This is a genomic window from Nitrosomonas marina (genome assembly GCF_900111605.1).
Lineage (GTDB): Bacteria > Pseudomonadota > Gammaproteobacteria > Burkholderiales > Nitrosomonadaceae > Nitrosomonas > Nitrosomonas marina_A.
Genome location: NZ_FOIA01000029.1, coordinates 1 through 23,027 on the forward strand (window position 1 = coordinate 1; position 23,027 = coordinate 23,027).

Sequence of the window (23,027 nt, forward strand, 5' to 3'; positions counted from 1 at the left end):
TCGGTTATGACAGTACTTTGTATCCATGACAACAAGGTCGGAATCACCAAACTCACGCCTTTGCCCGAACGTGTCGGTGCAAAACACAATACATGTTCCGGGCCGCTGTGTTTGAGATAATGCGTTTTGCCGGATTTGTCACACCAGGCGCCAACATAAACCGCTTCACCACCTTTGTTCTTTTTGGAAGACAACAACCCGGACGCTTTGATATCCTTTTTATCCGCCCATCGGGCAGAACCGTAAAGATTACGATTTGCTCGCGAAGAATTGGCGAACATCATCTTGACGATCAACACCAGTATCAAGCCGACACCGGAAAACAGGATGCCGTAACCTGCTGCCAGATCGAAGATACTCGGATGTTGGTCATACCACTGAGTACACCAGACCAGAATCGACCAGGGCGCATAGAATTGATGGAAATGCGCGCCGAGTTGCTCCTGATAATTGAACTGATGTGCAAAATATTGCGTTGCTACCTGAAACCCACCGATCAGAAAAACAATGGCAAGTAAGCGGATGATCAATGCATCTTTCTTTGCGTTTTTGTTTTCCTGGAAACCCGGATTGTATTTGTTCATCACAGACTCCTGCTGAGCGTTGAAGTTTTGGATCGTTTCTGAAATACAACTTGTCTCGATAATTGATTGCGCTGTCGTTCGAGTTCCGGATCATCGAAAGTGACGCGAATGCTGTTTTGCACAACAGCCTGCACAACAGACATTCTGAAATCATCTGAACCGTTCACCGATAGGTGATTGCCGTACTTATTGATGGCAATCTGCAATACGTCTGCAAGGGATTCGTTTAAAGTATTTGGAGAAACAAACAAATGCTTGCCGTCATCGCGAACAGCTGTATTACCAACTTTGTAGAACACAGTTCCGTCTTTGGTAACAAACTCAACACTATCGTTTACGGGCTGATTGTTATCATATTGATTGCCGGATATGTGATTATCCAGAATTCTTCCATTTCTTTTACTTTTGGCACGCAATACTGACAGGGCTTCAGCATTGCCGTTTTTGGCTTCCATAGCCAGCCAGTCGAGCCATGACATTTTCCGTGAGCCGGCTTTTAATTGCATATAAGCTTCACGGTATTTATGCTTGATGTCATTCAGCGTTGTTTCGAATTGCAGACTGACCGTCGCATACAGTGCTTTCTTGCCAAGTGGCTTGGTTTGCACATGTTTTATAATGCGACGTTTACTTCTGGCTTCCTGTTTGGCACGTTCAATCAATAAGTCGCGTTGCTCCCGCAATTTCAGCCATTGTTCTTTGCGCCATGAAACTGCATTTGCTTGTTGCTGCTGGTAACATTCATAAAGCCTGGTGGTATCAATATGGTTTTGCAACGGTCTGGGTTGATAGTGCTTGGTTTTTGATTCTGTTGAATTGTTGGCGTTCTGAGTTTTGGCTTGCTCTGAATGTGTGTCCGGTTCAAACGCACCCAGCCGTTTGATTAGGTTCGGCTTTGATAAAGACCGGTCAACCGAACTGGCTTTAACCGCAATACCGTTGCTTGAGATAAACACAAGGCCGTTGCCACGTTCTTTGATTTCCAGACCATGGGTTTGCAGCACTTGGTGCAAATCCTGCCAAGTGTCAGCTTGTTTGATGTCATAGAGGCATTCACGCTGAATCCAGCCAAGCAAGCTCTCAATTCCCGCATTAGATTCGATGTCCTGGATGATTCGCTCTGTCTTATCAATCCTGGTTTCATGATTGACCTGAGTCAGTCCGTATTCCTGTTCGATCTGCTCGCACAGTGTCGCAACTTTCTTGTAGTCGTAATACGGATTGTGGATCGTCAGTTTCCTTGGATGAATCTTGTTGATTGCAATATGGATGTGTTGGTTGTCGGTATCGTCATGCACAACACTGATACGCTGGTGTTCACTGAATCCCAATGCATCACAAAACCGTTCTTCTATTTCATTCAGTTGAACATTGGATAGCCACTCGCCTTCCGGGAAACTCAACACCAGATGACAGATTTTATCGGATTTGGCACGTTTGTTCATTTCCTGGGTGTTTTGGATTTCAAGCAATGCTGGCGTCAATTCATCGGTGTAGCAGTTGGTAACCGTAACCAGCCCGATACGCTCACTCTTGCCTTGTGGATCGGTCAGATACTTCACCAGGGCAGAGAAGTTGCTTTTGCGTATCGACTTAATGGGTATGATTTTGGCGATCATGGTGTTTAAGCGGCTTAAGTAGTTTGGTTATTCCGAATATTATTTCCTGAGTTTTAGGATTTCATTGAGCATCACACTTTGCGTTTCCCGGATTGTGTCCAGCGTCATATGCAGCTGGGATTTGCCGATGTATTTCGTGCGTTTGTCATTGGTAAGCCATAATTTAATCAACCCACCAAGCCGCCCCAGGTCGGCGTTGATTTTAAGCAGGACATCCACCTGCCGGTTATCGATAATGCTGGGTATGGTATAACCCAAACCCAGATTGCGCAGATATTCAGCAATCGTTAATCCGGCTTCGCTGGCTTTTGCTTTGATCATTATTTCTTCCTCCGGCAATACAGGAACTCTGAGCCGCTTGTCGCGCTTTGTGCGCCGCGTTCCTTTGCTGCCGTTTACGGTCTTGCGCTTATCACTAATTTTTTGGCGCCCCAAAACTGTCATTTCCGCTTACCTCGTAGAGCAAGATCAACGTTGAGCAAAGTATTTGCGAATAAAGTGCGCGTGGAGATGGCCATCTCCACATATCTTGCCCTGTTATGTTAGTTTTTTAAAATATACTACCACTATATTATAAGTTTGCAAACAGTTTATTTTCGTTATATTATAATTTCAACTACTTTAAAAATTCTTGCAAAAAGCTTCTTTCAAGTAAACAAAGTGTTTTTGAAACAAAAAGAAAGCAAACAAAAGCAAAAGAAACGGATTGAAACAAAATGAAACTGAAAGCAACGCTATTGCAAGTAAAAGAAATTTGGAGATGAGTAGAAAAATTTTTTAAAAAAATAAAAAAACAAGCAAAAAGCGAAACAAAAATTTATTTCACCAAAGAATAATTTGATACGGAGAACATTGTGATGACCAAAACCTTATCGGAACGTATCGCGCTATTTACAGACAAGCACAAAAACACCGGCAAACAGTTTTTGCCGGTGTTTATCGCATTGAAGCCAGATATCGAACAGGCATTACAGGATGGTTGGACAGTGCACCAGGTATGGATCACGTTACATGACGAAGGAAAGATTAAATGTTCGTATCAATGGTTCAGGACACTGGTTAACCGGCATATCGCTGATGACACAAAACAACGCATAAATACCAGGATTAAAAAAACGGCGACAAATGATCAGGAAGGATTTCGTTTTAATTCTGCAACCGAAAAAGAGGAGTTAATCTAATGGCCAAGATACATATGATTCTGCAAGGAAAGGGTGGTGTCGGCAAATCGTTTATTTCATCAACACTGGCACAACATAGGATCGCCAAAGGTAAAAATCCTTTGTGCATTGATACCGATCCGGTCAATGCCACTTTTTATGGTTTCAAGAAACTTAATGTTAAGCAGATTAATGTGATGAACAACGATGAGATTGATCCCCGGAAGTTTGACGATTTGATCGAACTCATTGCCAATACGGAGACCGATGTCATTATCGATAACGGCGCGAGTACTTTTGTGCCGATGTCGCATTACCTGATCAGTAACCAGATTCCGGCATTACTGCTTGATATGGTACACGAGCTGGTTGTTCATACGGTAATTACCGGCAGCCAGGCATTGCTCGACACACTTAATGGTTTTGTGCACCTCGTCAAACAATTTCCAAAAGAAGCATTGTTCGTGGTTTGGCTTAATCCCTACTGGGGCGAGATTACCATGAACGGCAAACAGTTTGAGGAAATGAAAGCGTATATCGACAACAAAAGCAGAGTGTCAGCCATTATCAGAATCCCGCACTACAAACCGGAAACCTTCGGCAAGGATTTGAGTGAAATCCTGCAATCGAAATTTACATTTGACGAAGCGCTTAAAAATAGCACGCTGCCGGTGATGGTTCGCCAGCGGTTAACCATCATTAGAAGACAACTGTTTACCAATCTCGAGAACGTGGCTGCGGTATTGTCATGAATAACGACAAGCTGGATGCGTTGATTAAAAGGATCGCATCGGAACACGATGTTGTTCTAACCAAGGATGACCCGGTATTGATGATGCATACGCTCAATGAAGTCTTGCTGGAACAGAATGAAAAAGCGCATGCTGAATTGCTAAACAAATATGAAGCGATTCTGCAGGAAAGTTTTAACCAATGGCATTCATATGCCAGCAAAAAAGCCAATGCGTTGATTAATGCACAACAGAACAGTTTAAGCAAAAGCAACGACCCGTTGATAGATCAGAGCATGCAGTTAATCGGCGAAAAAATCAGAATCGCAATCAATCATGAAATCCGTGATCTGATCAAAATTTCCAGACAGGCTGCTATTATGAATTTACTGGCTGCCATTCTGGTTCTGGTTTCAGTGGTTATTGTTGTATTCATGTTGTTATAGCTTTTATTAAAAGGTTGAATAGCTTATGAAAACCTTAAATCTGACAGAAGCGGCCCAGTTTCTAAAACTGCATCCGGAGGAAGTGCGCCGTCGCGCCAAAGCTGGAATCATTCCAGGTGCTAAATTAGGAAAGCGCTGGGCATTTATTGAAGATGACCTTGCCGATCATATCCGCTCGTTATATGCTTGTACCCGGCAAGCGTTGCAAGTAGGACATGAGGAGAAAAAATTATGTCACTCTTTAAACGCGGTAAAACGTGGTGGATTCGATTCACCGCACCAAGCGGAGAGCGCATTAGATGCTCTGCTGCAACAGAAGACAAAAACCAGGCGCAGGAATTCCACGACAAGTTGAAAGCGGAGGCGTGGAGAGTTGCTAAGGTTGGTGAGAAACCAAAATATACTTGGGATGAGGCTGCTTACAAGTGGCTGATGGAAACGCAGCACAAAAAAACACAGCATGATGATGCTTCCAAAATTAGCTGGCTCCAGCAATTTTTTCGAGGCAAATATCTTCATGAGATCACCCGGGAAGAAATTGCAAGAATAGGAGAGTTAAAGTTAAAAACAACTACTCCGGCTACGGCAAATCGATTGCTGGCACTGATTCGTTCTATTTTCCGGCGGGCTGCTCTCGAATGGGAATGGATTGATAAAGTGCCGACTATCAAACTGTACCGAGAGCCAAAGCGACGGATACGTTATTTGAGTATTGAAGAAGCCAATAAGCTTCTACAAGAGTTACCGGTACATTTGGCGGATATTGTGCAGTTTTCACTGGCTACGGGTTTGCGGCGAGCAAATGTTACAAAACTGGAATGGTCGCAAGTCGACATGCAGCGCAATGTTGCATGGATACATGGCGATCAGGCAAAAGCCGGGAAACCGATTCATGTTTCACTCAATTCTACAGCTATGGATGTGTTAGCAAGGCAAATTGGAAAACATTCTAAAACAGTATTTACTTATAAAGGTTTGCCCATTAATCAAGTAAATACCAGAGCTTGGCGTAAGGCATTAAAACGTGCCGGTATAGAGGATTTCCGTTGGCATGATTTGCGTCATACGTGGGCAAGTTGGTTAACCCAAAATGGTGTGCCATTAAATGTCATCCAGGAGATGGGTGCATGGGAATCTGCAGAGATGGTGAGGCGTTATGCACATCTGGCACCAGCTCAGTTTGCTATACATGCGCGTGTCGTAGATTTCATGTTTTCTGGCACAAATTTGACACAATCGAAATAATGCTTGTGCAGATGTGCTTCTAAGTTATTGATTATTGGTGCTGTTGCGCGGAATCGAACCGCGGACCTACTGATTACGAATCAGCGATTTTTTATAATCTATTGAAGGTGCTTGCATTTTGTTTATCCAGTAGTGTCCGCTGCTATCCGGCGACATAAGATGGGTAGAATGCTGTGTAAGATAAATTATAAATTTAATTTATTATTTATTTACAATGAGTTGTATTGATATACTGGCGGAGAGAGAGGGATTCGAACCCTCGATAAGCGTTTTGCGCCTATACTCCCTTAGCAGGGGAGCGCCTTCGACCACTCGGCCATCTCTCCGATTAAGACAATTATTGTATTAATGGGTGTGTTGATGCTGCACTGCAGCAAGTACGTTAATCTTGCTGGTGTGCTATTGTATAGAAATTACAGCACTTGTTCCAGGCCAAATGCCTTATGTAATACCCGCACGGCAAGTTCCATATATTTTTCATCAACGACAACTGAAACTTTTATCTCAGAAGTGGCAATCATCTGGATATTGATTCCTTCTTCCGCCAGAACGCGAAACATCTTGCTGGCAATGCCTGCATGTGATCGCATTCCCACGCCAACGACAGAAACTTTTGCAATCCTGTCGCCTCCGATAACATCACGGGCACCAATATGCGGCTGGATTTTCTCACGAATGATATTCATTGTGTTGTTAAAGTCGTTACGGTGGACGGTAAATGAGAAATCTGTCAGATCGTCATGACTCACATTCTGGATGATCATATCTACATCAATGTTGGCATCTGCTACCGGCCCCAAAATTTGATAGGCTATACCAGGATGATCGGGAACGCCTAAAACGGTTATTTTTGCTTCATCCCGGTTAAATGCGATACCGGAAATTACTGGCTGCTCCATTTGTTCGTTTTCCTCAAAAGTAATCAGTGTGCCTGGTCCTTCTTCTTCGAAACTGGATAAAACTCTTAGTTTGACTTTATATTTCCCGGCAAACTCAACCGAGCGTAGCTGCAAAACTTTTGAGCCGAGGCTGGCCATTTCCAGCATCTCCTCAAAAGTAATGCGATCAAGCCGCCTGGCCTCTGGAACGACGCGTGGATCAGTTGTGTAGATACCGTCTACATCGGTATAAATCTGGCATTCATCTGCCTTCAATGCGGCGGCAAGTGCGACCCCCGTGGTATCTGATCCGCCACGTCCCAGTGTCGTGATGTTGCCATACTGATCTACGCCCTGGAATCCGGCGACTATGACTACATTGCCATTATTGAGATCTGCGCGGATTTTATCCTGATCGATATTCAAAATACGTGCCTTGGTAAAAGCGCTGTCGGTCAGTATTTTTACCTGCGAACCAGTATAGCTTTTTGCTTTGACATTCAATGCCATTAAAGCCATGGATAATAAAGCAATTGAAACCTGTTCTCCAGTGGAAACCATGACGTCCATCTCACGCGGATCCGGGTTACTCTGAACTTCCCGGGCTAGAGCAATCAGTCTGTTTGTTTCGCCACTCATGGCCGAAACAACCACTACGACCTGATGCCCCTGAGAATGAAACCTGGCTACCCTGCGGGCGACATTCCTGATGCGCTCTGTGCTCCCTACAGAAGTTCCACCATATTTTTGAACATAAAATGCCACTGATTATCGATTCATTCTTTCGTAATGAATCCCCAATAAAAAAGGCAAGATTCTACACTTTTCTTCGTTGAATTACTAATTTGTAGTGACTGAGGCAGTCTTGGTCAGACAGAGTTATGTTTTAATTTTTCCAGAATGACGGTTTTATTTAGATGTGGTGCAAACATTTCAATAAAATCGAAAACGAACCTTTGCAGATAATTGTTTCGACTAATGCCAATACGCGTTGTGCTGCTTTCAAACAGGTGGCTTGCGTCAACTGATTCAAGATGTTTGTCGCGCAATGGATCAAAAGCCATTTTGGCCAGAATCCCGATGCCCAAACCTAATTCTACATATGTTTTGATCACGTCTGAGTCAATTGCAGTCAGTACGACATTGGGCGTCAGTCCTTTTTTTTCAAACGCCTGGTTAATTTTGGATCGCCCTGTGAATGCGAAATCGTATGTGATGATGGGGTATTGGCTAATGGCCTCGAGTGTCAATTTCTTTTCCTGCAATAACGGATGTTCGGGCGGTACAACGATACACCGATTCCATTGATAGCAAGGCAGCATGATTAATTCGTGAAAATGTTCGATGGCTTCGGTTGCTATCGCAATGTCCGCCTCTCCCGAAGTGACCAGCGCTGAAATCTGAGTTGGGCTGCCTTGACGCAATATCAAGCGAACTTTTGGATGAAGAGCGGTAAACTGTTTGATGACGGGCGGTAAAACGTATCGTGCTTGCGTATGCGTTGTTGCTATAGTTAACGTGCCAGAATCCTCGTGGGTGTATTCCTGAGCGGCCTTTTTCAGGTTATCAGCCTCCTGCAGTACCTTTCGAGCAATTTGAATAATAGTATTTCCGGGCGGTGTAATTTGCACGATACGTTTGCCATTACGTATAAAGAGCTGCAGGCCCAGTTCAGCTTCGAGCAGCTGAATTTGCTTGCTGATAGCCGGTTGCGAGGTGTGCAGTTTATGCGCAGCCTTGGACAGATTCAGTTGATGGTTTGCCACCTCGCACAGATAGCGTAATTGCTGCAATTTCATACAAAATTGATGCTTAGTAAATTATAGTTATAATAATGTAACATAATATTATTTTGAATTATATAAAGAACTTGGTATTATGCCGCCTTTCCCAAAAACCAGAAATTAAGAACAGGAAATAAATATAAATGGAATTGGGCTATACGTTATCGGGGCTCGTAGTCGGTTTCATTGTTGGCGTAACCGGCGTTGGTGGTGGTTCTCTGATGACGCCGCTGTTGATTATGGTATTCGGAATTCAACCGGCAATCGCAGTGGGTACTGATTTACTTTATGCCGCTTTGACAAAAACGGGGGGTGCCTGGGTACATGGCCGGCAAAAAACCGTTCATTGGAAACTGGTTGGGCAACTGGCTATGGGAAGTGTTCCAGCGGCTATTGGAACAGTGTTCGTTTTGAATGCAATCAGCGTCGATCATGATTTTTTTTCGAAGCTGATAACCAGCACGCTCGGTTTTGCTTTGATTTTGACTGCGATGGCATTACTGTTTCGTCAGCAATTAACCAGACTGGGAAGATCTCGTTTTGGGTTCTTGGTAAAATGGCGAGATAGACATATTGTGTCCGCCACGGTGATGACAGGCGTAATCCTGGGCATACTTGTGACAATTTCATCAGTTGGAGCAGGGGCGTTGGGCATGGTAGTGCTATTCATGTTATATCCGCGCCTGCCGGCGGTAACACTGGTAGGAAGCGATATAGCACACGCGGTGCCATTGACGCTGGTCGCAGGTTTGGGACATGCCTATATGGGTTCTGTTGATTACAGTTTGCTGGTGAGCCTGCTGGTAGGCTCTTTGCCAGGAATCTATCTTGGCAGCCATGTCAGCAAACGTATACCAGACCGTTTCTTGAGGCCGGTACTGGCATCTATTCTGATTATTATTGGAATCAAGCTGGTTGCTTAATTTTGGTCAAAACACGATTCGGCAATTAATTGTTTTATAATTAAATAAAAACATGAATGTAGTAACAAGGAATAGATTTCTATGAGTACAAATGTTGAAAATAAGCCAAAACAGGTTACCTGGTTCAATGGTTGTGGAGGACGCATTGGTATTGTCGTTGGAGAACAGGGCGACTATGCCTATATTGGAATGGCATTGAGACATGATGAAGACGACGATGTGGATCATATTATGAAATATGGTGCCAAGTTTCCGTTGGAAGCTGCAATGTTATTGCCTGTTTCCAAAGATTACACCAAAGCCGAATCCTGAAATTAAACTGAATTCTCTGAGCCTGCAGATCATTCTATAAATAAATTTTTAAACTTTCGGCAGTGATTCTAAAAAAACATCGAGATTGAGCGAAACGGACGAACGGAGGGATTGAAGATGTATTGTTACGATGAATACGATCAGACAATGATAGACGAGCGAGTCGCGCAGTTTCGCGATCAGGTGCGAAGACGCTTGGCAAACGAATTAACCGAGGCGGAATTTTTGCCGTTAAGGCTGCAAAATGGTTTATATATGCAGGTTCATGGTTATATGCTGCGTATCGCCATACCATATGGCCTGATCTCTTCAAGGCAAATGCGCATGCTTGCCCATATTGCGCGCAAGTACGACCGAGGGTACGGTCACTTTACAACGCGCCAGAATATTCAGTTCAATTGGCTCAAGCTGGAAGATGTCCCTGATGTGCTGGCTGATTTGGCGTCTGTTCAGATGCACGCTATTCAGACATCTGGCAATTGCATAAGGAATATCACTTCAGACGAATTTGCCGGTGTTGCGCAGGATGAAATCGTCGATCCTCGCCCCTATGCCGAAATTTTACGGCAGTGGAGCACCTTTCATCCTGAATTCGCTTATTTGCCGCGGAAATTTAAAATTGCCGTTAGCGGCGCAAAACAGGACCGGGCCGCTATACAGGCTCACGATATCGGTTTGTCCATTACAAAAGACTCGCAGGGTGAGACAGGTTTTCGTGTTTTTGTTGGTGGTGGACTCGGACGCACGCCAATAGTTGGAAGCGAGATTTGTGAATTTGTGCCCTGGCAGCACATTCTGACCTATGTTGAGTCAATCCTGCGCATATACAACCAGTTTGGCCGTCGTGATAACAAATTTAAAGCGCGCATCAAAATTCTCGTGAAAGCGCTTGGTATTGATGAATTCAGACGACTGGTCGAAGAAGACTGGTCGGAAATCAAAGATGGACCTGGTACGTTGACAATTGAGGAGGTTGAACGTGTATCCAGTTTTTTCACTGGCCCGAATTATGCGGTATTGCCGGAACACGATTCCAAACTGAGTGAATTTAAGGCAGATAATCGGCAATTCTCAAACTGGTTACTCAGCAATGTAAAACCGCACCAGAAACAGGGCTATGCCATTGTAGTATTGTCTCTGAAAAAGCCGGGGGAAACCCCTGGTGATGCAACTGACACACAGATTGATGCCATTGCTGATTTGGCGGATCGCTATAGCTTTGGTGAAATGCGCGTTACACACCAGCAGAATATCGTGTTTGCCGATGTGAAACAATCGGATCTGGTTGAATTGTGGCAGCAGCTGGCGAGACTTGAGCTGGCTTCGCCCAATATCGGATTATTAACGGATATCATCAGTTGTCCGGGAGCGGAATTTTGCACATTGGCCAATGCCCGTTCGATCCCGTTGGCTAAATCAATAGCAGAGCGCTTTGAGAACATAGACTTTCAGCATGATATCGGAGAGATTACACTGAATATATCTGGTTGTATGAATGCTTGCGGTCAGAATCATATCGGAAACATTGGTATAACAGGTGTGGAAAAGAAAAATCACGATGAATGGTATCAGATATCCATTGGTGGTGCAGAAGGTAACGACTGCTCAATGGGGAAAATTCTGGGCCCATCTTTTAAATTTCATCAAGTACCTGAAGCAATTGACAGGATTCTCCACGTTTATTTACGTGAGCGTGCTGACGAGAATGAGCGCTTCATTGAAACTGTGCGACGAATCGGTCACCAGCCGTTTAAAGAACATGTTTATGCAGCCGAATTCGAGGAAGAACCAGTGACCGACGTATCGGATGACAAGTCTTTAATCCCGGCACAGTACGATATTCCTTTTTATTCTCCAAGGTTTTGAAAGTTATGATTATTAAAAATAACATGCTCGTTGAAGACGCGTGGCAGGTTCTGCGTTTAAATGAGCAGAATACGGCTGAAACGATTGTTGTACCGGAGGGTAAAGTAATTGTGCCGCTCAAAGTATGGCTTGCACAACGAGAACGGCTGTTGCCGAGACAGCAACATGGTGAAATTGGTGTCTGGTTTTCCAGCGATGAGCGACCAGAAGATCTGAAAAAGGATGTGGACGGTTTTCCAGTAATTGCGGTTGATTTTCCAGTATTTTCGGATGGGCGCGGTTATTCTATAGCCTACAATTTAAGAGCACGACTGGGCTATTCTGGTGAGTTACGCGCAATTGGCGATGTCTTGCGCGATCAGTTATTTTATATGCGACGTGTCGGCTTCGATGCATTTGCAGCACGACCGGATCGGGATATTCACGAAGCATTGAAAGGATTTGAGGTATTTTCAGAGGTCTATCAATCATCCGTTAATCAGAAATTGCCTTTGTTCAAACGCGCTCATCGTAAAGGAAAATTGTCTGTCGAGACACTTGACGACAGAAATCGCTGAAAATGGTTGATTTGACTCAAAAAATTGAGCAGGTTGTAACAGTGCTGGGGAGTGTGGTGCAAGATTATGCACCGGTTGCCTTTGCCAATAGCCTGGGCGCTGAAGATATGGTGCTTACTGATTTGATCGACCGGTACAAGCTGGAAATTGAAATGTTCAGTCTGGATACCGGACGGTTACCTCAGGAAACGTACGACTTGATGCAAACTGTTCGCGATCGATTTCAAACACCTTTGCGGATTTATTTTCCAAATGTTAAGCAGGTTGAAGCATATGTAGCAAAAAACGGTGTGAACGGATTTTACCAAAATGTTGAATTACGCAAGGCATGCTGCAATATTCGAAAGGTTGAACCATTGCGACGTGCTCTGGTAGGCAAACGTGCCTGGGTCACCGGTATTCGAAGTGAGCAGGCCACAACACGAGTTGATCTGAAGGTTTCGGCTTACGATATCAGTACCCGTTTGCAAAAAGTGAATCCTTTGCTCGAATGGACGACTGATGATGTGTGGACCTATCTCCGAAAATATGATGTGCCCTATAACAAGTTACATGATCAGTTTTACCCGAGTATCGGCTGTGCGCCCTGTACACGCGCGATTACACCAGGTGAAGATATACGTTCGGGAAGATGGTGGTGGGAAGCGCCGGAAAACAAGGAATGCGGTTTGCATACCAATAATGTAATTCCACTCAAGTAACGTTCAAGTAGTTTAATAATTCAAATTCATTGTAACGTTATGGCTTGTCCGCAGATAATATCTGTGTAGTAGATTTTAGATAGTAGAGAGAAAAAATATATGAGTAATCGCCCATTTGCCCATCTTGATGCATTGGAGAGTGAATCAATCCATATCATGCGAGAAGTGGCCGCCGAATGTGCTAACCCCGTGTTGTTGTTTTCGGGCGGAAAGGATTCGATCGTATTGCTTAGGTTGGCTGAGAAGGCATTTAGACCCTGCCGCTTTCCGTTTCCTTTGATGCATATAGACACGGAGCACAATTTCCCTGAAGTCATTGAGTTTCGCGATCATCGCGCTAAAGAGCTGGGAGAGCGACTGATTGTCCGCAGCATGGAAGACTCTATCAAAAAAGGCAGGGTGGTTTTGCGTTCGGAAACACAGAGCCGCAACGCATTTCAATCGGTCACGCTGCTGGATGCAATCGCTGAATTCAAGTTTGATGCGTGTATCGGTGGTGCGCGCCGTGACGAAGAAAAAGCCCGGGCCAAGGAACGTATTTTTTCTTTTCGTGACGAATTCGGGCAGTGGGATCCCAAGAACCAGCGCCCTGAGTTATGGGATTTATATAATACGCGAACTCATTCAGGTGAAAATATTCGCGTCTTCCCGATTAGCAACTGGACCGAATTGGATGTATGGGAATATATTTTACGTGAGAATCTGGAAGTGCCGTCTATTTATTTTGCGCATGAACGCGAAGTTATACGGCGCGAATCAGGGCTGCTGCCGGTTTCTCATCTAGTACAGCCTGATGCTGACGAGCACAGCGAAAAAATGACTGTGCGGTTTCGTACGGTCGGCGATATGAGTTGCACTTGCCCGGTAGCGTCAAATGCTGCAACGGTTGAAGCAATAATTGCTGAAACCGCTATGACGCGTATTACAGAAAGGGGAGCGACGAGAATGGATGATCAGACTTCCGATGCGTCCATGGAGTTGCGTAAAAAAGAGGGATACTTTTAACAAATCCAACGTGTTCGTGGAACGGTTTCTATTGACTGAATATACACCGCAACTGGTCGGTATAAGCCTTTCCGATAATACAGCACAAAAATTTTGCTTCAGCGCGGTGGAAAAAAATTTCAGAAAGGATATCAATGTCTGCAATTGAAAAAATTCCGCTAGAACAGACCGAATTATTACGTTTTATTACTGCTGGCAGTGTGGACGATGGAAAAAGTACTTTAATCGGACGGCTGCTCCACGATTCCAAGTCCATATTTGAAGACCAGCTCAGTTCTATTACAAATACGACGCGCAAGCGTGGCATGATGGAAGGTGTCGATTTATCGTTGCTCACTGACGGACTGCAGGCAGAACGTGAACAGGGCATCACTATCGACGTTGCCTATCGCTATTTTGCCACTCCCAAGCGGAAATTCATTATTGCCGACACACCCGGTCATGAACAATATACCCGAAACATGGTGACTGGCGCTTCAACAGCCAATCTGGCCGTTATTTTAATAGATGCACGCAAGGGTGTGTTGACACAGTCACGGCGCCACGCTTATCTTGCCAGCCTGGTCGGCATTCCTCATCTGGTTGTAGCGGTGAACAAGATGGATCTTGTCGATTACTCACAATCAGTATTTGATGGAATTTGCAAAGACTTTTCTGCATTTGCTGAAAGATTGAATCTGCACCATGTCGATTTTATTCCGATATCTGCGCTAAAAGGGGATATGGTAGTCGAGCGCGGTGACCGGCTGGATTGGTACAAAGGTACGACACTGATGGATTTGCTGGAAAACATTTCTATCAGTCACGATGTAAACAAAGAAGATTTTCGTTTTCCCGTACAGTGGGTCTGCCGGCCTCATACTGAAAAGTTGCATGATTTCAGGGGTTATATGGGCCGAATTGAATCAGGTGCTATACAGGTCGGCGACCCCATTACGGTGTTACCGTCCGGATTGAATTCACGGGTTAAAGAGATCGTGCTGTATGAAGGAACTGTTGCTGAGGCTGAAGCGCCACAATCAGTTACACTAACAATAGAGGATCATCTGGATATTTCACGTGGCGATGTTATGGTCAAAACAGGTGACTTGCCCCAGGTTACCAAAGCTTTCGATGCGATGTTGTGCTGGCTCTCAGAGCAACCGCTTGACCCTGCCAGGAAGTATTTGATCAAACATACAACGCGCGTTGTCAAGGCAGTTGTGAATCGCATTGACTATCAAGTCGATGTGAATACAATGAATCAGGAAACATCTGATAAGTTAACCATGAATGACATTGCTCATGTGAATATTAAAGTCCAACAGCCACTGGTATGTGATGACTATCAGAGAAATCGTGCAACTGGTTGTTTTATCGTAATTGATGAAAGCAGCAATAATACGGTTGGTGCAGGCATGATATGCGCTTCGGCTTGACCATGTTGAAATAAAGATTTTTGTGCATAATAGTAACATTCGCGCAAATGGCACACCCTCTTGATCTTTCGTTTTGTAACTGCACTTGCAGGTGCGAATTATCATTTTCAATTAATTCAATCTGTAATTTGCCTGCCTGTATTGACTGATTATTTATTTAGACATTAAGTTTGAATTTACTATTTTATGAGAACTTCTGATTTAGCACCCCACACAAAGACAATGGATACAACGCCTAACTTTCAATTGGACATTATCATTTCTGATCTATATTCGCGGGAAGGTTTGCTCAAGATTGATAATGCATTTATAAATTATTTGCGTGATGGTAACGCGGCACTGTGTGAGAAGCTGCTAGATGCCCGTAATGTCCCTGATTCACTACAACCCAAGGATGAATCGGCTTTATTGATTGAAATTGCACCCTGGCTGGAAGATTATATTGCACAGTTATTTGATATAGAGAATGAAGTAAAATTGCTCGCTGCAAAACACCATGAACTGGCGCCGCTCTATTTTTGCAAACGGCAGTTTGTACAGCGTCGCGCCAAAGGAAAAGTCAGCGCTGAAGAATTAGCTGGTATTGATGGATTGGCGTTAGAGAAAGCGTTGGAAGTTGAATTCGGTGAATTGTTCTCAGAATTGGTTTTTGCGAAAAACGTGGCGCGATGGATGGAAAATGAAGCGGAGCATGCCGAGCGGCTTAAATTAGCGCTGCACTATGCGGCGTGGGCATTAAGAACCACTGAAGGTCAAGCGCACACACATGCTGGTATTTTGTTCAAGTCACCGGCCAAGCTGGATTTCCAGAATTTGATATCGCTAGAAACTGATGAATCACAGGGATTTCCACAACATAAGCTCAATCATTTAAGGCAGAGAAACGGTTTTGCATTGACTGATGAGGGTACTGATCTGGCAGGGGCGCTGGATGAAACCAATTATTGCATCTGGTGCCATGAACAGGGTAAGGATTCATGCTCGAAAGGGCTGAAGGAGAAAGCCAAATCACCTGATGAAAAACCGGCTTTCAAAAAAAGTGAACTGGGCGCGCTGCTGGCCGGTTGCCCGCTTGAAGAGCGTATTTCGGAATTTCACAAGCTTAAATCACAAGGTGTCGCTATCGGCAGTCTGGCTATGATTGTGCTGGATAATCCGATGTGCGCTGGAACCGGCCACAGGATATGTAACGATTGTATGAAATCCTGTATTTATCAGAAACAGGACCCGGTCGATATACCACAAGCTGAAACACGCACTTTGAAAGACGTGCTGGCATTACCGTGGGGTTATGAGATATATAGCCTGTTGACACGCTGGAATCCATTAAATCTGAAGCGTCCTGTACCCAAAGCTGCGACAGGAAAAAAAGTACTGGTCGTAGGCATGGGTCCAGCAGGATATACCCTGGCGCATCACCTGATGAATGATGGACATACAGTTGTAGGTATTGATGGCCTGAAAATAGAACCGCTGCCGGAGCAAATTTCCGGTGTCAATATGCGTGGAGAGCGTGTTCCGTTTCACGCCATCCAGGATGCAAGCATACTGGAAGAGAATCTCGATGAACGCATTCCTATCGGATTTGGCGGGGTGGCAGAATATGGTATTACTGTTCGCTGGAACAAGAATTTTCTCAAACTGATACGCCTGCTTCTTGAAAGACGAAGCCAGTTTGCTTTATTCGGGGGAGTTCGTTTTGGCGGAACCTTGACAACGGATGATGCTTTTGCAATGGGTTTTGATCATATAGCTTTGGCTGCGGGCGCTGGAAAACCAACTATCTTGAATCTGCCAAATGGATTGGCTCGTGGTGTACGAGCGGCATCAGATTTTTTAATGGCGCTGCAACTGAGCGGCGCATCCCAGAGTGACTCAATTGCCAATATGCAATTGAGGCTACCGGTTATTGTAATCGGGGGGGGACTTACCGCAATTGATACGGCAACAGAAGCGTTGGCTTATTATCCGATACAAGTTGAAAAATTTCTGCAACGATATGAAATTTTAAGTGCAGTTCACGGTGATGAAGCATTGCGAGCAGCATGGGACACCGAAGAAACAGAAATTGCAGAGGAATTCTTGCTACATGGTCGTGCCATTCGCGCCGAACGCGAAGCGGCAGATCGCGAAGGACGCAAACCTGACATTCTGTCTTTATTGCAATCATGGGGTGGCGCAACAATTGCTTACCGTAAACGGCTGGTTGACAGTCCTTCTTATACGCTAAACCATGAAGAAGTTGAAAAAGCGCTTGAAGAAGGTATCACGTTTGCCGAAGGGCTGACTCCAATTCGTATCAATGTCAACCAATGGGAACATGTGCAGTCAGTACAGTTTGCCATACAAAAGCGCAGCGAAGATGGACAATGGAAAACTGTTGGTGAAGTCGAATTACCAGCGCATGCATTACTGGTTGCCGCCGGTACGCAGCCAAATACGGTACTGGCCCGGGAAGATGCTGACATCTATAAACTGGATGGCCGTTATTTTGCCTCATGCGACGAGATGGGCAATATCGTGGCACCTGAATATGGTAATCCAAAATCAGGCGCATCGGTTTTGTTGGGTCATTACAAAGGTCCCGATGACGGACGTTTTATTAGTTTTTTTGGCGACTTGCATCCTTCGTACTCAGGCAATGTAGTCAAGGCTATGTCGAGCGCCAAACAGGGTTACCCAATTGTTAGCAGAGTATTGGATCAGATAGCTGTTTCTTCGAACAAAACATCCGAAAAGTTTTTCGCGGAATTTAATAACCAGTTGCGCCCAATGGTACACAAAGTTGAAAGGTTGACTCCGAATATCATCGAAGTTGTTGTGTACGCTCCTTTAGCCGCCAGCCGCTTTCGTCCAGGGCAGTTTTATCGCTTTCAGAATTATGCAACGCTGGCTCCCATTTCCGGGGACACGCGACTGGCAATGGAGGGAATTGCATTAACGGGTGCTTCAGTTGATATCAAAAGAGGATTGGTATCTTTGATTGCACTGGAAATGGGTGGCTCAGCTAATTTATGTGCTTCACTGAGACCAGGAGATCCCGTAATATTGATGGGGCCGACTGGCACGCCGACTGAAACCGAACCGGGCGAGACGGTAGTGCTTGTTGGTGGCGGATTGGGCAATGCTGTGCTGTTTTCCATTGGTGCCGCGGCACGTGCGGCAGGTTCAAGAGTGTTGTATTTTGCCGGATATAAAAAAATTATTGACCGATATAAAGTGGCTGAAATCGAAGCGGCCGCTGACACTGTCGTCTGGTGTTGCGATGAAGAGCCGGGGCTTGAAGCAACCCGACCAGGCGATAAGCATTTTGTTGGTAATATTGTTGAAGCGATGGTTGCATATGGCAGCGGTCAGCTTGGAGAGCAATCCGTACCACTGATGGATGTTGATCGTATTATTGCAATTGGCTCTGACAGGATGATGGCTGCTGTTGGTGCAGCACGGTATAAACAGCTAAAACCATATTTAAAGGCTGATCATTTTGCAATCGGCTCGATAAACTCGCCCATGCAATGCATGATGAAAGAAATATGCGCACAGTGCCTGCAGCCACACAAAGATCCTGAAACTGGTGAAATAACCTATGTCTTTTCCTGTTTTAATCAGGACCAGCCTCTTGATCAGGTTGATTTCTCAAGTCTGGCGTCACGCTTACGTCAAAACAGTGTTCAGGAAAAATTGACCAGTCGCTGGATAGATCGTTGCCTGGAAAGGAATTAACTGAATTATATCGAGATATTAGGCCGCGGGGCAGTAATAATGCCCCGCCACCGGACGCTTAAAAAGCGTCGTTTTTTGATAGAAGCGTATTTTTCACAGTGCTGTCAACAATAGCGCCGACTTTTTCAAGCGCACGCCTGCCAAGTAGCATGGGGGTAGAAAAATGAGAGCGGTCGATGAGATTAACCATAATATTATGTCGTTGACCATCGAAGCCAATCTGCATGTTGACAACGGGGCGAGAGTGATGCGTTTTGGCCTTTTGTCCCTCGGAAGCACGTTTCTTTATCTTTGCATGCCGGATAATCGGCAGATCATAACGCAGTGTTTGTTTCAATTCCGGGTGGGAAAGTTTAAATTTTACAAACTCTTTTCCATCCTTTTCGTATATTTGAATATCTTGTGCCGATATGGAAGCAGTTTCTGCGCCAGTGTCCAACTTGGCCGTCAGGGTGACATCGTCAGATATCAACGTAACCGGTTCAAGATATCCATAGACTGATTTGCTAGCCATAGCTGTCGTTGAAATCAGTGATAACGTGGTAATGCACAAAATAACATTAAAATAACAGATCTTGTTTATTTGTAATTTCATAATAAGCTAAAGTGAAGCGGAGTCTTTTTCGCTAATTTTTGAATAGATACTTATTCCTGATAAAAATCTTTGATTATTTTTAAGCATTGGGCGTTTTAAAGCTCTGAGCATGAATACGAACATAGACTGTTATCCTGCTTAAATTTTGGGAGCAGTTTGCTTTCATATTCATTTTGTGAAGTTTTTTTGTATGGTAAAAAAAAGCACAAGATAAGTTAAGTAAAGCCGTTTTAGCCATTTTTAAAATACATGAAGATGTGATTGGATGCAACGAAACATGTGATTCTGAGACTTCATCAATTTTGTAAAGTGTTCGATAGTAAAAACCTTTTGCTTCGCTTTCATGCTTCTGATGAATTTGCTATCACCTTAAGCAAATTCCAGATTTTTGTTTAAACTGCTTTATTGATGAGATAAATTCTGTATACTTTTGTAGAGCTTGTGGTTATTAATATCTTTAAGCAAATATACTGCTGTCGCACAGCTGAAGCCAGTTTGTAAACCAAACTCGTGAGGAACATGAAATGTCAGACCATATATATAAAATCATGGAATTAACCGGTTCATCTTCAACCAGTATGCAAGGTGCAATTGAAAATGCGATTACCCGGGCGGCCAAAACTGTCAGAGATATGCGATGGTTTGAAGTTGTTGAAACCCGTGGTCATATCGAACAGGGGGTTATTAAACACTGGCAGGTTACGATAAAAGTTGGTTTTACTTTAAATGAATAATGATCAATTTGGTTCTGCAAGAAGCCAACGGTATCCAGTTCAGTGGGCCGGGCAGTTTTTTTAGCTCAATTGACATAAAAGAAGATTAGTTTATTCAATTCTCCTCATATATTGTAGAGATTGCCCCAAAGATAAGACGCTATTCGCGTTGATTAAACAAACCGAAATATACGATAGAGTTAATAAAATTATTCCACGTTATGCTCTGGATAAAGTCTTTTCACATTATTTTCATGGTCACCTGGTTTGCCGGGTTGTTTTATTTGCCGCGACTCTTTGTTTATCATGCCATGTGTGAAGATACTATCGGAAGAGAGCGTTTTAAAATCATGGAACGCAAGCTTTATTACGGAATTATGACGCCAGGTGCGGTATTGACGATTGTCTTTGGAGTATGGTTATGGCTTGGTTACGGCTTTTCTGGAGACTGGCTTTATCTAAAGCTCGCGCTGGTTCTGATATTAATAGTCTATCATTATTATTGTGGTCGATATGTCAAAGCATTCAAGCTTGATAGCAATGTACATGGACATGTTTTTTTTCGGTGGTTTAACGAATTTCCTGTTCTAGTATTGTTTGCCGTTGTGTTGTTAGTGGTTTTTAAACCAACGCTGTTTTAAATACTGTCTTGTATGTTAAACGTTTATTTTACAGTTGACGTTGAAATCTGGTGCGGCGGCTGGCAGGATCTCGATAGTAAATTTCCCAGCGCTTTCAAACAATATATTTATGGGCATACTCCTGATGGCGATTTTGGCTTGCCATATAAGCTCAAAATATTAAACGACTATGGATTAAAAGGTGTTTTTTTTGTAGAACCTATGTTCAGCTGCCGATTCGGCCGCGATCCACTTGAAGAAATCGTCAACCTAATCAAAGAAGCCAATCAGACAATCGAGCTGCATTTGCATACCGAATGGATCGACGAAGCTAGACAACCAATTTTTCCATCCGTTACGCAAAAGCGGCAATTTTTGCGTTATTTCACACTTGAAGAGCAAACCCGGCTTATTGCATTGGGAAAGCAGTGGCTTAATGAATCAGGTGTAGATCAAATTCGAGCATTCCGTGCTGGCAGTTTTGGTTTTAATGTCGACACTTTAAGCGCTTTGATTGCCAATGACATTGCAGTGGACAGTAGCTACAATGCAAGTTTTATGGGACCAGAAAGCAATTTTATGCCTGGTACTGTAGTCACTGAAGCGGTTCGCTATAAAAACATTTACGAAGTGCCTATGACAGTTTATTTCGATAGACCAGGGCACTTGCGTCACACTCAATTATGCGCTTGTTCTTTCAAAGAACTGGAAGGATTATTATGGAAGGCTCTGGAGCAGGGCTGGCAAAATTTTACAATCCTGTCTCATAATTTCGAGCTGCTACACCGATCATTCGAACGGCCGGATAAGATAGTAATTCAACGATTTATACAGTTGTGCGAGTTTCTTGAAAAAAATAAGGATTGTTTCAGAACTAGTGATTATAGCGATTTCCAAGGTATAGTATTTGAAAAACAGCCGACACCACTCATTTCACCGCTGTGGAGAACAGGCCAGCGCATGTTAGAACAGGTGTGGAGTAAATATGCATGAATAATCAGTGGCTGTCGCAAAATGTTTCTTTGAAGTATATGTTGAGCGATATAACACTCTTTGTAAAAACCTTGCGGCTCAGAGTGAAACAATTTGAAGTAATTGATCCAGATGCTCCTGTTGCTGAAAAATGGATGCCGCCTTTAGAGCTTGAGAATGATGAACATGGGTTCTTGCTACGATCGCAGCCGCTTGCAGAGAAACAGCCAATGCAATCTTTTAAGGACGGTTTTATTTGTTATGTTCCGGCTCAATTTGATCGATGTTATATTGATTTGTCCTTGTCTTTCGATGAATATAAAAAAAAATTTTCTTCAAAAACTCGTTCTACAATAAGAAGGAAAACCAGAAAATTTAATGACTACTGCAATCAATCCATGCGCTTCGAAGTATATAAAAGTGTAGATGAATTGTGTACATTCTATCAATTGGCCAGGCCTCTTTCTCAGAAAACCTATCAGGAAAAGCTGCTTGATGCCGGCCTACCAGACAGTGATATGTTTCGTCAGGAAATAAAAGATAAAGCGCAACTGGATCAAGCTCGTGGGTATCTATTATGGAATGGCAATATTCCGGTAGCCTATATGTTTTGTCCGGTTCATGATGAAGTGATGCTTTATCAGTATCTTGGATTTGATCCTGAGTATAAACAATTGTCGGTTGGTACAATTTTGCATTGGTTTGTGTTTGAAGATTTATTTCGGGAATCAAAATTCCGATTTTTTGATTTTACAGAGGGTACTTCCGAACATAAACAAATGTTTTCTACCGGCAGTATACTGTGTGGCAATATTTTTCTTCTCAAGAACACATTTTCAATGCGCTTCTGGGTTCAGTGTCACATTCTGACAGAAGCTTTTTCTAAGAATTTTGGGAAGCTTCTTGATAAACTGGGACTCAAAACCAAAATTAAAAACATTATCAGGTTCAGGTCTCGATAAATGTCAATATCGTATGGCGTTGTTGACATATGCGGGATCAGCCAATAGAGATCATGTGTATATACCAATAGAAATTCTACTGTATGTATCAGTATCAAGGACGGTGCGAAACCTTAAAGTAAAGGGTTCCCGTAAGCCTATTATCAGAGTATAAGCATTTGAAGAAGCGTCGTGGGGGGGGCAGTATTTGCAGACAAAAAGTTATAACACCTC

At 43.6% G+C, this 23,027-nt stretch carries 23 protein-coding genes and 1 tRNA gene; 17 read left to right on the forward strand and 7 right to left on the reverse strand.

Annotation, left to right across the window (positions count from 1 at the left end):
* The 3 genes from BMY62_RS12285 to traJ all read right to left on the reverse strand — a co-directional run.
* Positions 1-584: type IV secretory system conjugative DNA transfer family protein (locus tag BMY62_RS12285; RefSeq protein ID WP_177170383.1), on the reverse strand; the 584-nt coding region annotated here is incomplete at its 3' end.
* Positions 584-2,203, reverse strand: a complete 1,620-nt coding sequence (traI, locus tag BMY62_RS12290) for a TraI/MobA(P) family conjugative relaxase (protein ID WP_090660399.1) — start codon at positions 2,201-2,203, stop codon at positions 584-586. The genes BMY62_RS12285 and traI, both read right to left, overlap by 1 nt.
* A gap of 39 nt (positions 2,204-2,242) precedes the next feature.
* On the reverse strand, positions 2,243-2,647 hold the full coding sequence (gene traJ, locus BMY62_RS12295) for a conjugal transfer transcriptional regulator TraJ (RefSeq protein WP_143058811.1): 405 nt from the start codon (positions 2,645-2,647) through the stop codon (positions 2,243-2,245).
* 413 nt (positions 2,648-3,060) lie between these two features.
* Between traJ and BMY62_RS12300 the strand changes: the two genes are divergently transcribed.
* The 5 genes from BMY62_RS12300 to BMY62_RS12320 are packed head-to-tail and all read left to right on the forward strand — an operon-like array spanning position 3,061 to position 5,785.
* Entirely contained in the window at positions 3,061-3,384 is a 324-nt protein-coding gene (locus tag BMY62_RS12300) for a TraK family protein (protein ID WP_090660402.1), read from the forward strand.
* Positions 3,384-4,115, forward strand: a complete 732-nt coding sequence (locus tag BMY62_RS12305; protein ID WP_090660405.1) for a nucleotide-binding protein — start codon at positions 3,384-3,386, stop codon at positions 4,113-4,115. Before BMY62_RS12300 ends, BMY62_RS12305 begins: the two co-directional genes overlap by 1 nt.
* Positions 4,112-4,540, forward strand: coding sequence for a conjugal transfer protein TraM (locus BMY62_RS12310; RefSeq protein WP_090660408.1), 429 nt, complete (start codon positions 4,112-4,114; stop codon positions 4,538-4,540). Before BMY62_RS12305 ends, BMY62_RS12310 begins: the two co-directional genes overlap by 4 nt.
* 25 nt (positions 4,541-4,565) lie before the next feature.
* On the forward strand, positions 4,566-4,895 hold the full coding sequence (locus tag BMY62_RS16555; protein ID WP_090660411.1) for a helix-turn-helix domain-containing protein: 330 nt from the start codon (positions 4,566-4,568) through the stop codon (positions 4,893-4,895).
* Positions 4,805-5,785 (forward strand): tyrosine-type recombinase/integrase, encoded by a 981-nt coding sequence (locus BMY62_RS12320; protein ID WP_256207602.1) that lies wholly within the window; start codon positions 4,805-4,807, stop codon positions 5,783-5,785. Before BMY62_RS16555 ends, BMY62_RS12320 begins: the two co-directional genes overlap by 91 nt.
* A 233-nt stretch (positions 5,786-6,018) precedes the next feature.
* Here the strand turns inward: BMY62_RS12320 and BMY62_RS12325 are convergent.
* The 3 genes from BMY62_RS12325 to cysB form a co-directional block, all read right to left on the reverse strand.
* Positions 6,019-6,111 (reverse strand) — tRNA-Ser (locus BMY62_RS12325).
* Positions 6,112-6,198: 87 nt separating this feature from the next.
* Complete coding sequence (locus tag BMY62_RS12330; protein ID WP_090660417.1) at positions 6,199-7,428, reverse strand: aspartate kinase; 1,230 nt, start codon at positions 7,426-7,428, stop codon at positions 6,199-6,201.
* 104 nt (positions 7,429-7,532) lie between these two features.
* Entirely contained in the window at positions 7,533-8,462 is a 930-nt protein-coding gene (gene cysB / locus BMY62_RS12335; protein ID WP_090660420.1) for an HTH-type transcriptional regulator CysB, read from the reverse strand.
* Positions 8,463-8,590: 128 nt separating this feature from the next.
* On the opposite strand from cysB, the gene BMY62_RS12340 reads away from it, so the two are divergent.
* From BMY62_RS12340 to BMY62_RS12375, 8 genes are all read left to right on the forward strand, one after another.
* Positions 8,591-9,370, forward strand: coding sequence for a sulfite exporter TauE/SafE family protein (locus tag BMY62_RS12340; RefSeq protein ID WP_090660423.1), 780 nt, complete (start codon positions 8,591-8,593; stop codon positions 9,368-9,370).
* A gap of 81 nt (positions 9,371-9,451) precedes the next feature.
* Positions 9,452-9,682: a hypothetical protein gene (locus BMY62_RS12345; RefSeq protein ID WP_090634221.1), complete on the forward strand. Its 231-nt coding sequence runs from the start codon at positions 9,452-9,454 to the stop codon at positions 9,680-9,682.
* Positions 9,683-9,799: 117 nt separating this feature from the next.
* Positions 9,800-11,548, forward strand: coding sequence for a nitrite/sulfite reductase (locus BMY62_RS12350; RefSeq protein WP_090660426.1), 1,749 nt, complete (start codon positions 9,800-9,802; stop codon positions 11,546-11,548).
* A 5-nt stretch (positions 11,549-11,553) separates the two neighbouring features.
* On the forward strand, positions 11,554-12,105 hold the full coding sequence (locus tag BMY62_RS12355; RefSeq protein ID WP_090660521.1) for a DUF934 domain-containing protein: 552 nt from the start codon (positions 11,554-11,556) through the stop codon (positions 12,103-12,105).
* 2 nt (positions 12,106-12,107) lie between these two features.
* Positions 12,108-12,806, forward strand: a complete 699-nt coding sequence (locus BMY62_RS12360; RefSeq protein ID WP_090660429.1) for a phosphoadenylyl-sulfate reductase — start codon at positions 12,108-12,110, stop codon at positions 12,804-12,806.
* Positions 12,807-12,905: 99 nt separating this feature from the next.
* A complete protein-coding gene (gene cysD, locus BMY62_RS12365; protein WP_090660432.1) occupies positions 12,906-13,811 on the forward strand; it encodes a sulfate adenylyltransferase subunit CysD in 906 nt (301 codons plus the stop codon).
* A 134-nt stretch (positions 13,812-13,945) separates the two neighbouring features.
* Complete coding sequence (gene cysN / locus BMY62_RS12370; protein ID WP_090660434.1) at positions 13,946-15,229, forward strand: sulfate adenylyltransferase subunit CysN; 1,284 nt, start codon at positions 13,946-13,948, stop codon at positions 15,227-15,229.
* Between the two features lie 222 nt (positions 15,230-15,451).
* A complete protein-coding gene (locus tag BMY62_RS12375) occupies positions 15,452-18,952 on the forward strand; it encodes an FAD-dependent oxidoreductase (RefSeq protein WP_256207598.1) in 3,501 nt (1,166 codons plus the stop codon).
* Positions 18,953-19,010: 58 nt separating this feature from the next.
* Here BMY62_RS12375 and BMY62_RS12380 read toward each other — a convergent pair whose 3' ends face one another.
* Positions 19,011-19,466 carry an ATP-dependent zinc protease family protein gene (locus BMY62_RS12380; RefSeq protein ID WP_177170384.1) on the reverse strand — a complete coding sequence of 152 codons (456 nt, stop codon included), beginning with the start codon at positions 19,464-19,466 and terminating at the stop codon, positions 19,011-19,013.
* Between the two features lie 605 nt (positions 19,467-20,071).
* On the opposite strand from BMY62_RS12380, the gene BMY62_RS12385 reads away from it, so the two are divergent.
* The 4 genes from BMY62_RS12385 to BMY62_RS12400 all read left to right on the forward strand — a co-directional run bounded on the left by BMY62_RS12385 (position 20,072) and on the right by BMY62_RS12400 (position 22,814).
* Positions 20,072-20,281 (forward strand): dodecin, encoded by a 210-nt coding sequence (locus BMY62_RS12385; RefSeq protein WP_090660442.1) that lies wholly within the window; start codon positions 20,072-20,074, stop codon positions 20,279-20,281.
* A 200-nt stretch (positions 20,282-20,481) separates the two neighbouring features.
* The gene (locus BMY62_RS12390; protein ID WP_090660445.1) at positions 20,482-20,901 is read left to right on the forward strand and encodes a CopD family protein; all 420 of its coding nucleotides are present in this window, start codon (positions 20,482-20,484) and stop codon (positions 20,899-20,901) included.
* Positions 20,902-20,913: 12 nt separating this feature from the next.
* On the forward strand, positions 20,914-21,873 hold the full coding sequence (locus tag BMY62_RS12395; RefSeq protein ID WP_090660448.1) for a polysaccharide deacetylase family protein: 960 nt from the start codon (positions 20,914-20,916) through the stop codon (positions 21,871-21,873).
* Complete coding sequence (locus BMY62_RS12400; RefSeq protein WP_090660450.1) at positions 21,870-22,814, forward strand: GNAT family N-acetyltransferase; 945 nt, start codon at positions 21,870-21,872, stop codon at positions 22,812-22,814. The genes BMY62_RS12395 and BMY62_RS12400 overlap by 4 nt, the downstream gene beginning before the upstream one ends.
* Positions 22,815-23,027: the final 213 nt, after the last annotated feature.